The following is a 14,828-nucleotide window of genomic DNA, read 5'->3' as shown; positions in this document are numbered from 1 at the left end:
CACATCATGCAGAGCGCACTTTTCGCCCACGCCGAGGCGCAGTCCCAGGACCGGTACACCGTCCAGAACCCGCAGCTCCTGCGGGTCTCGCTGACCGGCTCCGACGACGTCCTCGCCCGCAAGGGCGCCATGGTCGCCTACCAGGGGATCATCGACTTCGACGGCGAGTACCAGAGCGCCAACCAGCGGGGCGCCCGCCGCCGCACCGGCGAGGGCCTCGACCTGATGCGCTGCTCCGGGCAGGGCACGGTCTACCTGGCCAACCTGGCCCAGTACGTCCACGTCGTGGACGTGGACCAGGACGGCCTCACCGTCGACAGCAGCTACGTCCTGGCCCTGGACTCCACCCTGCACACCGAGGTCATCGCCGTGGACAGCCAGTACGGGATCTCCGGCTCCGGCAAGTACCAGCTCAGCATCTCCGGCCGCGGCAAGGTCGCCCTGATGACCTCCGGGCAGCCGCTGATGATGCAGGTCACGCCCGACAAGTACGTCAACGCCGACGCCGACGCGATCGTCGCCTGGTCCACCTCGCTGCGCGTGCAGATGCAGGCCCAGACGCACTCCACCGGAGTCTGGCGGCGCCGCGGCAACACCGGTGAGGGCTGGGAGCTGAGCTTCCTCGGCACCGGTTTCGCCCTGGTGCAGCCGAGCGAGGTGCTGCCGCCGCAGAACGCCCAGCTCGGCCAGGGCGCCGCCGCCCAGTTCGGCATGGGCCAGCACGGCTCGCACGCACAGAACCAGAACAACGCCTGGAACTAGTGCTGTGACGCGCAGGGGGCGGCCCCCGCCGGGGACCGCCCCTTCCGCACGCGCGCTGTCGCGCCTCAGCCGCCGAGGCGCGACAGCGTCGCCTCCAGCAGGCGCACCACGGACGTGTCGGCCACCGCAGCGACCTCCGGATAGGGGAACCAGCGCAGGTCCAGGGACTCCTCGCTGATCTCCGCCACCGAGCCGGCCGGGGCCAGCGCCGCGTACTGCACGTCCAGGTGCCAGTTGCAGGGCGCCGGGATCGGGTGCCGGTCCAGCCGCACCGGGCCGCCCGGCAGCAGGCTCAGCCCCGCCACGATGCCGGACTCCTCCCGGGCCTCGCGCAGCGCCGCACCGGCCAGGGTGGCGTCACCGGGCTCACAGTGGCCGCCCATCTGGAGCCACATGCCGAGCTTCTTGTGCAGGGTCAGCAGGACGCGCCTGCGCTCCGGGTCGATCACCAGCGCGCTGCCGGTGACGTGCCCGGCGCCGCAGGGCTTGTACATCCCGTCCGGATGGGCGGCCAGGTGCTCCAGGTAGACGTCCCGCAGCGCGGGCTGGCCCCGGTAGTCCTCGAGGACCTGCACCGCGTCGTCGTGCAGGCTCACTTCTGCCCTTCACCCTCTTCGCCGCCGGCCCCGCCCTGGTCACGCTTGCGCGCCGCCTCGCCGAGCATCTTGTCGATCTCGGAGAAGTCCAGCTGCTCGCGGTGCACGAAACCGTCGGGGTCGTCCAGGTCGGAGGCCGTCGGCAGCATGTCCGGGTGCTCCCACAGGCCGTCGCGGCCCTCGACACCGCGCGCGTCGGTGAGCGAGGCCCACAGCCGCGAGGCGTCGCGCAGCCGGCGCGGGCGCAGCTCCAGGCCGATCAGCGTCGCGAAGGTCTGCTCCGCCGGACCGCCCGAGGCGCGCCGCCGGCGCATGGTCTCGCGCATCGCGTCCGCCGAGGTCAGGCGGGGCTTCGCGGCCTCGTGCACCACCGCGTCGACCCAGCCCTCGACCAGCGCCAGCGCCGTCTCCAGGCGGGCCAGCGCGGCCTTCTGCTCGGGCGTGTCCTGCGGCTGGAACATGCCGCCTTGCAGCGCTTCCTGCAGCTGCTCCGGATGGGACGGGTCGAGCTGGCCGACGACGTCCTCCAGCTTCGAGGTGTCCACCTTGATGCCGCGCGCGTAGCCCTCGACCGCACCGAACAGGTGCGAGCGCAGCCACGGCACGTGCGCGAAGAGCCGGGCGTGCGCCGCCTCGCGCAGGGCCAGGTACAGCCGGACCTCGTCCGACGGCACGCCCAGGTCCTTGCCGAAGGCCTCGATGTTCAGCGGCAGCAGCGCCGCCTTCCCGGCCGGGCCGAGCGGCAGACCGATGTCGGTGGAGCCGACGACCTCGCCCGCGAGCGTGCCCACGGCCTGGCCGATCTGCTGGCCGAACATGGCGCCCCCCATCGAGCGCATCATCCCGAGCAGCGGGCCCGCCATGGCCTGCATCTCCTCGGGAAGGACGCCGCCCATGGCCGCCCCGACCCGCTCCGCGACCGGGTCCACGAGCTCCTTCCACGCCGGGAGGGTCGCCTCGACCCACTCGGCGCGGCTCCACGCCACGGCCGTCGTCGCGCCCGAGGGAAGCGAGGTCACACCGTCCAGCCAGTGGTCGGCCAGCCGCACGGCCTCCTCGACCGCGGACCTCTCCGCCGGCCCGACGCTGGCGTCCTTGACGCCGCCCGTCGTGCCCTGCGCGACCGTCTGGCGTGCGATGTCCTTGGCCATGTCCCAGTTGACGGGACCGCCCTCGTAGCTGAGCATCTGGCCGAGCTGCTGGAAGGCCGCCCCGAGGTCGTTCGGGTTCATGGCGCCGAACATCGACGCGAACGGATTGCCCGCGCCTGCGGCGCCTCCCAGACCGCCCGCGCCGCCCGGCAGCCCCGTGCCGGGGAACCCGAACGGATCGGCCGGGCCGCCCTGGCCGCCTTCGCCGCCCTTCTTCCTGCCCTCGTCGCCGTCTTCCGGCTCCTCCGGCGGAAGGCCGAATCCGAATGGGGTGTCGCTCACGGGTTTCCTCGGCTCGTAGGGCCGCCGGCGGGAGCCGACGGGCAATGGTCCGACAACACCACCCAGCCTAGACACCGCGGCCGCTTGTGGGCTCGGTGCTCCGCAGACTCCCGGCCTGCGGCAGGATGGACGTCACCTGGTGGGTACGCGTCCACGGCGCGTCCCTACTGAAGACAACCGCTGGAGACGCCCGGTGAGTTCCCCAGATCCGCACGTTTCGGATAGTCGCGGCCACGCGACGCACGACGCCGAAGACCATCCCGAGCACGGCGACAGCGCCCCCGGCGTTCGCCCGCCGCGTAACCCGGCGGGCCCGCGCGGGCACAGTCCCGTGATCGCCGTGACCGGCGCCGCGTCGGGTGTCGGCGCGGCCCTCGTGAGCCGCCTGGCCGCCTCCGACGAGGTCAAGCAGGTCGTGGCGATCGACGAACGCCGGGGGGACTGCGCGGCCGCGCAGTGGCACGTCCTGGACGTACGGGACCCTGCGATCGCCGAGAAGCTGCGCGGCGCGGACGTCGTCGTCCACCTCGCCCTCGACCTCGACCTGGAGACGGACCCGGCCGCCCGCACGGCCTACAACGTCCGCGGCACCCAGACCGTGCTGACGGCCGCCGCCGCGGCCGGCGTGCACCGGGTCGTGCTGTGCACCTCCGCGATGGTCTACGGGGCCCTGCCCGACAACGACATCCCGCTCTCGGAGGACTCCGAGCTGCGGGCCACCGCCGAGGCCACCGGCGTCGGCGACCTGCTGGAGATCGAGCGCCTCGGCCGCCGGGCCCCGCGGGCGCACCCCGGTCTGAACGTCACCGTGGTGCGCCCCGCGGTCCTGGTCGGCGGCACGGACACGGCCTTGACCCGGTACTTCGAGTCCCCGCGGCTGCTCGTGGTCGCCGGCTCCCGCCCGACCTGGCAGTTCTGCCACGTGGAAGACCTGGTCAGCGCCCTGGAGTACGCGGCGCTGGAGAAGGTCGAGGGCGAGCTCGCGGTGGGCTGCGAGGGCTGGCTGGAGCAGGAGGAGGTGGAGGAGCTGAGCGGCATCCGCCGCATGGAGCTCCCCTCCGCGGTCGCCCTGGGCGCCGCGGCCCGGCTGCACCGGATCGGCCTGACCCCCTCCCCGGCCGGGGACCTGGCGTACACGATGCACCCCTGGGTGGTCAGCGTCAGCGCGCTGCACACGGCGGGCTGGCGGCCGCGCTGGACCAACGAGGAGGTGCTGTCCGAGCTCCTCCAGGAGGTCGCCGGCCGGCACACGGTCGCCGGCCGCCGTCTGGGCCGCAAGGACGCGGCGACGGCCGCCGGTGCGGCGGGCGCCACGGTGGCCCTGCTCGGCGCCGCCGCGGCGGTCCGCCGCGCCCGCAAGCGACGCGGCATCTGACGCCCGTGGCGGCGGATTCCTGTAGGAGGATCCCAAGCCCGGGGCCCCGCCCCGGGCGAAACCGCTCTTCCCGCCGCGAGGGGGGCTGGGGCACGATGGACGGTATGTCACCGCACTTCGACCACCCCGGCGAACAAGCCGCACCCGACCCGGTCCGCCTGCTCGCGATCCGCGAGACCCCGCTCTCGATCGACGAGGTCTTCCGGGCCGTCGGCGACGACGCGACCGGCGGGACGACCCTCTTCGTCGGCACGGTGCGCAACCACGACAGCGGAGCGGACGTCGACTCGCTCGGCTACTCCTGCCACCCGACCGCCGAGGCCGAGATGCGGCGGGTGGCGGAGCGCGTCGTGGCCAAGTACCCGGTCCGCGCCCTGGCCGCCGTGCACCGCGTCGGCGACCTGGCCGTGGGCGACCTGGCCGTCGTCGTGGCCGTGTCCTGCCCGCACCGCGGCGAGGCCTTCGAGGCCTGCCGGATGCTGATCGACGACCTCAAGCACGAGGTCCCGATCTGGAAGCACCAGACCTTCGCCGATGGCACCGAGGAGTGGGTCGGCGCCTGCTAGCCGGGCCCGCAGCCGGGCCCGCAGCCGGGCCCGCAGCCGGGCCTGCAGCCGGGCCTGCAGCCGGGCCCGCAGCCGGGCCCGCAGCCGGGCCCGCAGTCGGGCGTGCAGCCCGGCCCGCAGCCGCGGGCCGGGGCTCGCCCGGGCCGCCGGGCCGCCGCCCAACCCCCGGTCGCGAAGGCCCACCCGCAAGGCGGTAGCCTCGCACCCGTTCGGCTGCGCAACACGCCCTCGATTTGCGTAACCCCTTCCCGGGCACCAGCGTTGAAGCCACCAACGACGACAAGAACGACGGGGTAGGGAGGCAGGCCCATGGCATCTCTGGCGTGGTTGCTGATTCCGCTGTTCGCCGCCATCGGAGCGGCGATATGGGGCAGCTGGGCGGCCCGCGACCGCACCCAGGGCGACATATCCGAGCTCGCCGGATACGCCCGGTTCCGTGAAGTCATGGACAAGTCCGACCAGGCCAGAGCCAAGGCAGGGGCCCACTCCGGTTCCGACGCCGTCTAGCGTCCCGTGAGAATCCCCTGAGAGTTCCGCCCGCGGTCCCGTACGGCCCGGCCCCCGCGGCCGCCCGTCAGGGGCGTCCCGTACTGTCGGATCCATGCCACGCCGCACTGCGACGATGCTCGCCTCCACCCTCATGCTGTTCGCGCTGCTGTGCGCAGGGGTGTTCATCAAGGTCCCGTACTCCGAGATGAGCCCCGGTCCCACCGTGAACACGCTCGGAGACTCGCACGGCGAGCCCGTCCTCAACATCTCGGGGCGCAAGACGTACCCGACCAGCGGTCACCTCAACATGACGACGGTCCGCGTCACCGGCGCCGACTACGACATGAACCTGCTGGAAGCGGTCTACGGCTGGCTGGCCGACGACAACATCGTCGTGCCGCACGAGAACCTCTACCCGCACGGCAAGACGGACGCGCAGTCCACTCAGGAGAACGCCGAGGAGTTCAGCCAGTCGCAGCAGAGCGCCAAGGTGGCCGCCCTGGGGCAGCTCGGCATCCCCGTCTCCGCACGCGTCATCGTCGCCTCCGTGGTCAAGGCGAGTCCCTCCGACGGCACGCTGCACGCAGGCGACGTCATCAAGGCCGTGGACGGGGCCCCCGTCACCGCCCCCGAGGACGTGGCCAAGCTCGTCACCAGGCACAAGCCCGGTGAGCCCGTCGAGTTCACCGTCGTGCCCGCCGCCGAGGCGGCCGAGGCGGCGAAGGCGAACCGCGAGCCCACCGCGACCAGCAAGCTGACCATCACCGCGGGCAAGGCGCAGGACGACGGCCACGCCATCGTCGGCATCCGGGCCGGGACCGACCACACCTTCCCGTTCCCCATCGACATCAAGCTCGCCGACGTCGGCGGCCCCAGCGCCGGCCTGATGTTCTCCCTCGGCATCGTCGACAAGCTCACCCCGGGAGACCTGACCGGCGGCAGGTTCGTCGCGGGCACCGGCACCATCGACGACGCGGGCAAGGTCGGCCCCATCGGAGGCATCCAGATGAAGACCATCGGCGCCCGCCAGGCCGGCGCCGAGTACTTCCTGACGCCCGCCGAGAACTGCGCCGCCGCTGCGGCCCACGTGCCCGACGGGCTGACCCTCGTGAAGGTCTCCACCATCGCGGACGCCGAGCAGGCCCTGGAGAAGATCGGCAAGGGGGACACGGCCGGGCTGGCGAAGTGCACCGCCAAGCCCTGACCGCTCCCGCCCGCTCCCACCCGCTCCCGTCATCGGGGGGTGTCCGCCGCTCCGGCAGGACACCCCACAGCACTAGGAGAAGGTCGCCGCCAGCGCCTCCGCCAGGCCGGGCACCAGCCCGCCGCCGGTGAGGACCTCCGTCGAGGAGTCCTTCTCCCGCAGCCGCACGGCCGACTCGCGCGAACCGTCGCGCAGCACCGCCACCGTGAGCCGGACCTCCTGCCGCTCCGGATGGCCGGCGACCCACTTGGCGAGCTCCTTGTCGCCCAACCCCTCCGGCACGGAGGCCTCCGCGGACGGCGGCAGCATCAGCCGCTCCACCGTCAGCGCGCAGCCCACCACCGCATCGGGCCAGGCGATGGTGCCCAGGAACGTGTCGAGCGGCGTCCCGGCCGGGACCTCCTCCTGCTCGATCGGGGTGAGGGAGGACTTGCCGGCATCGTCCTGGTCGAGGCCGAGCTGGCTCGCGAGGCGCGGCTCCTGCTTCTTGAGCCGGGCGGTGTCGACGAGCGCGAACAGCCGGGCGGGCTTGTCCCAGCCCAGTTGGGCCGCGTACTCGTCGATTTCGAGGCAGGCGCGGGTCAGCGGGCTGGCCGCCATCGGCGTGCCGGAGGAAGGTGAAAGGTTGGACATGGGCAACATCCTGCCTCCTTTGCACCGGATAGCGGGAACTGACCAAAGCCTCAGTAAGTTGCATGAGTGGGCCCTACGATCGGGGGCCCCGTTCCATACCAGACACAGCGACTTTCGAGGTGCGCACCTTGGCTTTCCAGATGCCGGACCGCGGCGGAGGCCCTTCCGGGCCACGGATGAGAGTCGGCCGCCCGTCCCGGCGGGCCCGCACTCTCCTCATGACCCTGGGCGTGCTGGCCGTCCTGGCCATGCTCTTCATCATGTTCGCGGGCTTCTGGACGGACTGGCTCTGGTTCCGATCCGTGCAGTACTCCAGCGTCTTCACCACCACCCTGTGGACCAAGATCGGCCTGTTCGCCGTCTTCGGCCTGCTGATGGCGGGCGCCGTGGGCTTCAACATCTGGCTGGCGCACCGGCTGCGGCCGCCGCTCAGCGCGATGTCGATGGAGCAGCAGAGCCTCGACCGCTACCGGATGACCGTCGCCCCGTACAAGAAGTGGCTGCTCCTGGGCATCTCGGTGCTCGTCGGCCTCATCGCGGGAGCTTCGGCGGCCGGCCAGTGGAAGACCTGGCTGATGTATGTGAACGGGGTGCCGTTCGGGCGGAAGGACCCCGAATTCCACCTTGACGTGTCGTTCTACACCTTCGACCTGCCCTGGTACCGCTTCCTGCTCGGCTTCGGCTTCGCCGCGGTCGTGCTGTCGGTGATCGCCGCCGCCGTCGTGCACTACCTGTACGGCGGACTGCGCGTGACCAGCCCGGGCGCCCGGGCCACCGCCGCGGCGACCGGCCACCTGTCGGTGCTGCTCGGCCTCTTCGTCACCCTGAAGGCCGTCGCGTACTGGCTCGACCGGTACGGCCTCGCCGTGAAGTCCAGCGACTTCAAGGCCGCCGACAACTGGACCGGCCTGCGCTACGTCGACGCGAACGCCTACCTCCCGGCGAAGACGATCCTCGTCGCCATCGCCGCGATCTGCGCCCTGCTGTTCTTCGCGACGCTGTGGCGCCGCACCTGGCAGCTGCCCGTCATCGGCTTCGGCCTGATGGTCCTCTCGGCCATCCTGATCGGCGGGCTGTACCCGGCGATCGTGCAGAAGTTCCAGGTCCAGCCCAATGAGCAGGCCAAGGAATCCCCGTACGTCGAGAAGAACATCAAGGCGACGCGCGACGCCTACGGGATCGCCGACACGAAGGTCGACGAGTACGCGGGAGCCGCCGCGGCGAACGCGGACAAGAACAAGCTGCGGGCCGATGCCAACACCACGGCGAGCATCCGCCTCCTCGACCCGAACATCGTCTCCCCGGCCTTCCAGCAGCTGCAGCAGAACAAGGGCTACTACGGTTTCCCGCCCACCCTGGCGGTGGACCGGTACCACGGCCAGGACACGGTCATCGGTCTGCGCGAGCTGAACCTCGCGGGCATCCCGAAGAACAACTGGATCAACGACCACTTCCGCTACACGCACGGATACGGCGTGGTCGCGGCCAAGGGCACCGAGGTCACCAAGGCCGGCGACCCGGTCTTCACCGAGTCCGACCTGCCGTCCAAGGGCGACCTCGGCACGTTCGAGCAGCAGATCTACTACGGCGAGCAGACGAAGCAGTACTCGATCGTCGGTGGCCCGCAGAAGGAACTGGACTACTCGGACGACAAGGGCGAGAAGGAGACGAGCTACCGGGGCGGCTCCGGCGTCAGCCTGGACAACCCGGTCAACCGGGCGGCCTACGCGCTCACCTTCAGCGAGCCGCAGATCCTCTACTCCGGTGCCATCGGCGAGGGCTCGCGGATCCTGTACAACCGCACGCCCAAGGAGCGCGTCGAGGCCGTCGCGCCCTGGCTGACCATCGACGGCGCCCCGTACCCGGCGGTCGTGGGCGGCCGGATCCAGTGGATCGTCGACGCCTACACGACGACGAACGGCTACCCGTACGCCTCGCGCACCACGCTGGGCGACACCACGGCCGACTCGCTGACCAACAGCCAGCGCGCGGTCGTGGCGCAGGAGAACCAGGTCAACTACATCCGCAACTCGGTGAAGGCCACCGTCGACGCGTACGACGGCACGGTCAAGCTGTACCAGTGGGACACCGAGGACCCGGTCCTGAAGACCTGGATGAAGGCGTTCCCGGGCACGGTGAAGCCCAAGAGCGAGATCTCCGAGCCGCTCATGGACCACCTCCGCTACCCGCAGGACCTCTTCAAGGTCCAGCGCGAGCTGCTGACCCGCTACCACGTCACCGACGCGCAGACCTTCCTCAGCGGCAGCGAGGCGTGGTCGGTTCCGGACGACCCGACGACCAAGGCGGGCAACGCGGTTCCCCCGTACTACCTGTCGATGAAGATGCCGGACCAGAAGGAGAAGGAGCAGGTCTTCTCCCTCACCACCACCTTCACGCCGAACGGCCGCGACAACCTGAGCGCCTTCATGGCGGTCAACGCGGATCCGGGCACCCCGGACTACGGGAAGATCCGGGTCCTGAAGCTGCCGACGAGCAATCCGGTCGACGGTCCCAAGCTGGTGCAGAGCAAGTTCAACTCCAAGCCGGAGATCGCCCAGGAGATCAACATCCTGAGCCGGGGCGACTCGCAGGTCGAGTACGGCAATCTGCTGACCATCCCGCTCGACGGCGGGATGCTCAACGTCGAGCCGGTGTACGTGCGCGGCGGCGGCGTGAAGTACCCGCTGCTGCGCAAGGTGCTGGTGACCTACGGCGGCCAGGTGGCCTTCGAGGACACCCTGGAGAAGGCGCTGAACGTGGTCTTCGGGGCGGAGGCGCCCAGCACCCCGCCGACGACGACGCCGCCGGACGGCACCGTCAACCCGCCGCCGGCCAATACCGACCCGACGGTCAAGGCGGCGCTTTCCGACGCGCAGAAGGCCGTCGAGGACGCCGAGAAGGCCCGGCAGTCCGGCGACTGGGCGGCATTCGGCAAGGCGCAGGACGAGATCAAGGCGGCACTGAAGCGGGCGGTCGACGCGGAGGCGAAGCTGACGGCGCCCGCGCCGGGCAGCTGATGATCAATGGGTGAGGGCTCCGTCCCGCGTCGTGATACTGTGGTTTCACCGACGCGGGGTGGAGCAGCTCGGTAGCTCGCTGGGCTCATAACCCAGAGGTCGCAGGTTCAAATCCTGTCCCCGCTACTGAAGATGAAGGCCCGGATCCATGGGATCCGGGCCTTCGTCATGTTCGGGGGGTCACGGGGTAGCTGAGACGGGTGAGTTGGGGGTGGGGCGTGTTTGACTTGCCTATCTGTGGGCATGTCGACAAAACGCTGTAGTGACCTCCCTGGCTGCGACATACCAGGTGTACGCGGGTAGCAGGTGATGCGACGATGGGATTTATGGGGGACAGGTCAACTCTGCTGGAGACAGGGCGGTTTGTGAGGGCGGAGGCCGAATCGGGCACAGAAGCCAAGGGGGCGGCTCCGGCCGTCGGCACGCAGACCGCACTGACCGACGCGGAGCTCACGCAGGACGTGTTCGCCGAGACCGACACGGCGAGCGACGCCGAGCTGGAGGCACGGCACCGGGTGGCCGCCGACAAGGGCGACCCGGGCGCCATGAGCGTGCTCGGCGCGCTGCTGCTGCGCCGCGGCGACCTCGGCGCGGCCGAGCCCTACCTGCGCGGCGCCACCGCCGAAGGGGACCGCGCCGCCGCGAACAACCTGGGCGTACTGCTGCACCAGCGCGGCTACCCCGAGGAGGCCGCCGGCTGGTGGCGGGTCGCCGCCGTGGCCGGATCCGCGCCCGCCGCGCACGCGCTGGGCCGCCACTTCCGCGAGCGCGGGGACGAGCCGGCCGCCGAGTACTGGCTGCGCCAAGCGGCGGAATCCGGCCACGCGCTGGGGGCGTACGGCCTGGCCGACCTGCTGGAGCACCGCGGCGACAAGGGCGTGGAGCGGTGGTTCCGGGCCGCCGCCGAGCAGGGGCACCGCGAGGCCGCCTACCGCCTGGCCCGGCACCTGCGCAAGGGCGACCCCACCGAGGCCGAGCAGTGGTACCGCCAGGCCGCCGCGCGCGGGCACCGCCGCGCCGCGCTGCACCTGGGCGCGCTGCTGGAGGCGCGCGGCGAGCTCAAGGAGGCCGGCCGCTGGTACCTGACCTCCGCCAAGCAGGGCGAGGCCCGCGCGGCCTGCGCGCTCGGCTTCCTGCTGCGCGACGCCGGGGACGAGGACAGTGCGGCCGCGTGGTGGCACCGGGCGGCCCAGGACGGCGACGGCAACGCGGCGAACGCCCTGGGCGCGCTGCACGCGGCGCGGGGCGAGACCCAGACCGCCGAGCGCTGGTACCGGTCCGCGATGGACGCGGGCGATCAAAACGGGGCGTACAACCTTGCTTTGCTGTGCGTCGCACAGGGCCGGACCGCACAGGCCGAGCAGTGGTACCGGCGGGCCGCCTACGCCGGCCACCGCGAGGCGGCCAACGCGCTGGCCATCCTGCTGCTCCAGGGAGGGGACGCGGCGGGCGCGGAGCCGTGGTTCTCCAAGGCGGCGGAGGCGGGCAGCGTGGACGCCGCCTTCAACCTCGGGATCCTGTTCGCCAGCCGGGACGACGACCGGACCGCCCTGAAGTGGTACGAGCGGGCCGCCTCGGCCGGACACACCGACGCCGCACTCCAGGTCGGCATCGCACTGGTGCGGGACGGCGAGGAGCGCGCCGCCGAGCGGCACCTGCGCTGCGCGGCGGGCGGTGGCAGCCCGGAGGCGGCCTTCCGGCTGGCCTCCCTACTGGAATCGCTGGCCCCGCCGCCGGAGCCCGTGGCGCTGGGCGAGCCGGCGGGCAGCGCCCCGCGCAGCGAGAGCGAGGAGTGGTACGAACGGGCCGCCGAGCTGGGGCACCGCCGCGCCCAGGTGCGGGTCGGCATGCTGGCCGCCGCGCGCGGCGACCTGGCACTGGCCGCGCGCTGGTACCGGGAGGCCGCCGAGGCCGGCTCCCGCAACGGCGCGTTCAACCTGGGGCTGCTGCTGGCCCGCGAGGGCAATGAGCCGGAGGCCGCCCTGTGGTGGACGCGCGCGGCCGTGGCGGGCCACGGGCGCGCCGCCCTGCGGCTGGCGTTGCTCGCGGCGCGCCACGGTGACCTCACCGAGGGGCAGAAGTGGTGTCTGCGGGCCATGGAGCTGGGCCCGGAAGAGGTGTCGCAGCGCGCGGCGCGCTTGCGGGACGCCCTGGCGGAGGAACTCTCCGCCTGACGGGTCCAGGCGCAGGCACCCCCGGCCCGGCCCTGACCCCGGCCCGGCCCTGACCCCGGCCCTGCCCCGGCCGCGGCCCGCTCCGGCCCGGCTCCGCCCGGGGCGCGGCCCGCTCTGGCCCCGCCTCCACCCCGGCCCCGGCTCCGCCCGGGTCGCGGCCCGCTCCGGTCGCGCCCCCCGGCCCCCGGCCCGGCAGCGGTCCCCGCCCCGGCCGCGCTTCCGCCCCGCCCTCGGGCGTGGCCCGGGTGCGGCCCCGTGCGGCGGGCTCGGGAGGGGGCCGTCAATCGATTTGCATCTGCTGGGCTCCCTCCCGTAAAGTCGGGTTTACCGACGCGGGGTGGAGCAGCTCGGTAGCTCGCTGGGCTCATAACCCAGAGGTCGCAGGTTCAAATCCTGTCCCCGCTACTGAAGGCCCAAGGCCCGGATCCCATGGATCCGGGCCTTGAGTCGTTTGCGAGTGCCACGCGGGAAACGGGACGCCGGCCGCCCGGCATGCCGGAACGCAGAGAAGGCCGGGAGCGGATGCTCCCGGCCTTCTTCCGTACGGTCTAAGCGGCTGCGCAGTTGGGACAGACCCCGCGGTACGTCACCTCGACCGCCGACACCACGAAGCCGAAGCGCTCCGCATCCGGCAGGTCGGCCAGCGGGTTGCCCGACGGATGGACGTCGCGGATCGCACCGCACTGGCCGCAGACCAGGTGCTGGTGCGGCCGGTGGGCGTTCGGGTCGTACCGCTTGGCCCGGCGGTCCGTGGAGACCTCCAGTACCTCCCCGAGGGTCACCAGCTCGCCCAGGGTGTTGTAAACGGTCGCCCGGGAGATCTCGGGCAGCTTTGCCACGGCACGCGCGTGCACCTCGTCGGCCGTCAGGTGAACGTGGTCACCGTCGAGCACCTCGGCCACGACGCGCCGCTGTGCGGTCATGCGCCATCCGCGTCCGCGAAGTCGTTCCAGCAGGTCACTCATGGAACCCAGCCTAACAGCGAGGGGACTGGGTGTAACTCCCGAACCAGTGCGGAGTTGGACCATTGCTTGACCTGGACAAAGTCCAATGTAGGATCGAGTACGGCAGACGTCGAGGACAGGACACGCAGGTATGACGCAGGAGGCGCACGTGACGCAGGGACCGCTCACCACGGAGGCCGGGGCCCCGGTCGCCGACAACCAGAACAGCGAGACCGCGGGCGTCGGCGGCCCCGTCCTGGTCCAGGACCAGCTGCTGCTGGAGAAGCTCGCGCACTTCAACCGCGAGCGCATACCGGAGCGCGTGGTACACGCCCGCGGCGCCGGCGCGTACGGCACCTTCACGCTGACCCGCGACGTCTCGCAGTGGACCCGCGCGAAGTTCCTCTCCGAGGTCGGCAAGGAGACCGAGACCTTCCTGCGCTTCTCCACCGTCGCCGGCAACCTCGGCTCGGCCGACGCCGTGCGCGACCCCCGCGGCTGGGCTCTGAAGTTCTACACCGAAGAGGGCAACTACGACCTCGTCGGCAACAACACCCCGGTGTTCTTCATCAAGGACGCCATCAAGTTCCCCGACTTCATCCACACCCAGAAGCGCGATCCGTACACCGGCTCGCAGGAGGCGGACAACGTCTGGGACTTCTGGGGCCTGTCGCCCGAGTCGACCCACCAGGTGACCTGGCTGTTCGGCGACCGCGGCATCCCGGCCTCCTACCGCCACATGAACGGCTTCGGCTCGCACACGTTCCAGTGGAACAACGAGGCCGGCGAGGTCTTCTGGGTCAAGTACCACTTCAAGACCGACCAGGGCATCAAGAACCTCACCCAGGCCGAGGCCAACCGGCTCGCCGGCGAAGACCCCGACTCCCACCAGCGCGACCTGCGCGAGGCCATCGAGCGCGGCGACTTCCCGTCCTGGACCGTGCAGGTGCAGATCATGCCGGCGGCCGAGGCGGCCGGCTACCGCTTCAACCCGTTCGACCTGACCAAGGTGTGGCCGCACGCGGACTACCCGCCGATCGAGATCGGCAAGCTGGAGCTCAACCGCAACCCGGAGAACGTCTTCGCCGAGGTGGAGCAGAGCATCTTCAGCCCGGCCCACTTCGTCCCAGGCATCGGTCCCTCCCCGGACAAGATGCTCCAGGGCAGGCTCTTCGGCTACGGCGACGCCCACCGCTACCGCGTCGGCATCAACGCCGACCACCTGCCGGTGAACCGCCCGCACGCCACCGAGGCCCGCACCAACTCCCGCGACGGGCACCTGTACGACGGCCGTCACAAGGGGGCGAAGAACTACGAGCCGAACAGCTTCGGCGGCCCGCACCAGACGGACCGCCCGCTGTGGCAGCCGGTCTCCCTGACGGGCGGCACCGGCAACCACGCCGCTCTCGTCCACCGCGAGGACAACGACTTCGTCCAGGCGGGCAACCTCTACCGCCTCTACTCGCAGGACGAGAAGTCCCGCCTGATCGAGAACCTGGCCGGCTTCCTGGCCAAGGTCTCCCGTGACGACATCGTCGAGCGGGCGATCAACAACTTCCGCCAGGCGGACGGCGACTTCGGCAAGCGGCTGGACGTCGCGGTCCAGGCCCTGCGCGGCTGACCGGACCGCCTGCC

The 14,828-nt window shown here is 71.7% G+C and carries 12 protein-coding genes and 2 tRNA genes; 10 read left to right on the top strand and 4 right to left on the bottom strand.

The annotated features are described in order from the left end of the window. Positions 1-6 precede the first annotated feature (6 nt). Positions 7-762, top strand: coding sequence for an AIM24 family protein (locus tag AMK16_RS09740; RefSeq protein WP_073911881.1), 756 nt, complete (start codon positions 7-9; stop codon positions 760-762). 65 nt (positions 763-827) lie between these two features. On the opposite strand, the gene AMK16_RS09735 is transcribed toward AMK16_RS09740, so the two are convergent. Then, entirely contained in the window at positions 828-1,358 is a 531-nt protein-coding gene (locus AMK16_RS09735) for an NUDIX hydrolase (RefSeq protein ID WP_073911878.1), read from the bottom strand. Further along, complete coding sequence (locus tag AMK16_RS09730; protein ID WP_073911874.1) at positions 1,355-2,791, bottom strand: zinc-dependent metalloprotease; 1,437 nt, start codon at positions 2,789-2,791, stop codon at positions 1,355-1,357. The genes AMK16_RS09735 and AMK16_RS09730 overlap by 4 nt, the downstream gene beginning before the upstream one ends. Positions 2,792-2,984: 193 nt before the next feature. Here AMK16_RS09730 and AMK16_RS09725 point away from each other — a divergent pair, with 193 nt between their 5' ends. From AMK16_RS09725 to AMK16_RS09705, 4 genes are all read left to right on the top strand, one after another. Continuing rightward, positions 2,985-4,166 carry an SDR family oxidoreductase gene (locus AMK16_RS09725; RefSeq protein WP_073911870.1) on the top strand — a complete coding sequence of 394 codons (1,182 nt, stop codon included), beginning with the start codon at positions 2,985-2,987 and terminating at the stop codon, positions 4,164-4,166. A 104-nt stretch (positions 4,167-4,270) separates the two neighbouring features. Beyond that, positions 4,271-4,732: a molybdenum cofactor biosynthesis protein MoaE gene (locus AMK16_RS09720; protein WP_073911866.1), complete on the top strand. Its 462-nt coding sequence runs from the start codon at positions 4,271-4,273 to the stop codon at positions 4,730-4,732. 309 nt (positions 4,733-5,041) lie between these two features. Then, positions 5,042-5,239 carry a hypothetical protein gene (locus AMK16_RS09710; RefSeq protein ID WP_073911859.1) on the top strand — a complete coding sequence of 66 codons (198 nt, stop codon included), beginning with the start codon at positions 5,042-5,044 and terminating at the stop codon, positions 5,237-5,239. A 94-nt stretch (positions 5,240-5,333) separates the two neighbouring features. After that, positions 5,334-6,425, top strand: coding sequence for a YlbL family protein (locus AMK16_RS09705; protein WP_073911855.1), 1,092 nt, complete (start codon positions 5,334-5,336; stop codon positions 6,423-6,425). A gap of 72 nt (positions 6,426-6,497) precedes the next feature. Here AMK16_RS09705 and AMK16_RS09700 read toward each other — a convergent pair whose 3' ends face one another. Beyond that, complete coding sequence (locus AMK16_RS09700; RefSeq protein WP_073911852.1) at positions 6,498-7,067, bottom strand: PPA1309 family protein; 570 nt, start codon at positions 7,065-7,067, stop codon at positions 6,498-6,500. A 131-nt stretch (positions 7,068-7,198) separates the two neighbouring features. Between AMK16_RS09700 and AMK16_RS09695 the strand changes: the two genes are divergently transcribed. The 4 genes from AMK16_RS09695 to AMK16_RS09680 all read left to right on the top strand — a co-directional run bounded on the left by AMK16_RS09695 (position 7,199) and on the right by AMK16_RS09680 (position 12,654). Next, positions 7,199-10,075 (top strand): UPF0182 family membrane protein, encoded by a 2,877-nt coding sequence (locus tag AMK16_RS09695; protein ID WP_079191427.1) that lies wholly within the window; start codon positions 7,199-7,201, stop codon positions 10,073-10,075. A gap of 52 nt (positions 10,076-10,127) precedes the next feature. After that, positions 10,128-10,201 (top strand) — tRNA-Met (locus tag AMK16_RS09690). 191 nt (positions 10,202-10,392) lie between these two features. Beyond that, entirely contained in the window at positions 10,393-12,249 is a 1,857-nt protein-coding gene (locus tag AMK16_RS09685; RefSeq protein ID WP_073911845.1) for a tetratricopeptide repeat protein, read from the top strand. 331 nt (positions 12,250-12,580) lie between these two features. Next, positions 12,581-12,654, top strand: a tRNA-Met gene (locus tag AMK16_RS09680). 143 nt (positions 12,655-12,797) lie between these two features. Here AMK16_RS09680 and AMK16_RS09675 read toward each other — a convergent pair. Further along, entirely contained in the window at positions 12,798-13,214 is a 417-nt protein-coding gene (locus AMK16_RS09675; protein ID WP_073911841.1) for a Fur family transcriptional regulator, read from the bottom strand. 130 nt (positions 13,215-13,344) lie between these two features. Here AMK16_RS09675 and AMK16_RS09670 point away from each other — a divergent pair, with 130 nt between their 5' ends. Continuing rightward, positions 13,345-14,814, top strand: coding sequence for a catalase (locus AMK16_RS09670; RefSeq protein ID WP_073911838.1), 1,470 nt, complete (start codon positions 13,345-13,347; stop codon positions 14,812-14,814). Positions 14,815-14,828: the final 14 nt, after the last annotated feature.

Source organism: Streptomyces sp. CB00455 (genome assembly GCF_001905445.1).
Taxonomy (GTDB): Bacteria; Actinomycetota; Actinomycetes; order Streptomycetales; family Streptomycetaceae; genus Streptomyces.
Note: the sequence above shows the minus strand (reverse complement) of the source record. Positions and strands in the feature narration are given on the sequence as shown.

Excerpts from the sequence above, each read along its gene's own strand:
- AMK16_RS09740 (WP_073911881.1), top strand. The coding sequence starts at position 7 with ATGCAGAGCGCACTTTTCGCCCACGCCGAGGCGCAGTCCCAGGACCGG.
- AMK16_RS09720 (WP_073911866.1), top strand. The coding sequence starts at position 4,271 with ATGTCACCGCACTTCGACCACCCCGGCGAACAAGCCGCACCCGACCCG.
- AMK16_RS09710 (WP_073911859.1), top strand. The coding sequence starts at position 5,042 with ATGGCATCTCTGGCGTGGTTGCTGATTCCGCTGTTCGCCGCCATCGGA.
- AMK16_RS09705 (WP_073911855.1), top strand. The coding sequence starts at position 5,334 with ATGCCACGCCGCACTGCGACGATGCTCGCCTCCACCCTCATGCTGTTC.
- AMK16_RS09700 (WP_073911852.1), bottom strand. The coding sequence starts at position 7,067 with ATGTTGCCCATGTCCAACCTTTCACCTTCCTCCGGCACGCCGATGGCG.
- AMK16_RS09695 (WP_079191427.1), top strand. The coding sequence starts at position 7,199 with ATGCCGGACCGCGGCGGAGGCCCTTCCGGGCCACGGATGAGAGTCGGC.
- AMK16_RS09685 (WP_073911845.1), top strand. The coding sequence starts at position 10,393 with ATGGGATTTATGGGGGACAGGTCAACTCTGCTGGAGACAGGGCGGTTT.
- AMK16_RS09675 (WP_073911841.1), bottom strand. The coding sequence starts at position 13,214 with ATGAGTGACCTGCTGGAACGACTTCGCGGACGCGGATGGCGCATGACC.
- AMK16_RS09670 (WP_073911838.1), top strand. The coding sequence starts at position 13,345 with ATGACGCAGGAGGCGCACGTGACGCAGGGACCGCTCACCACGGAGGCC.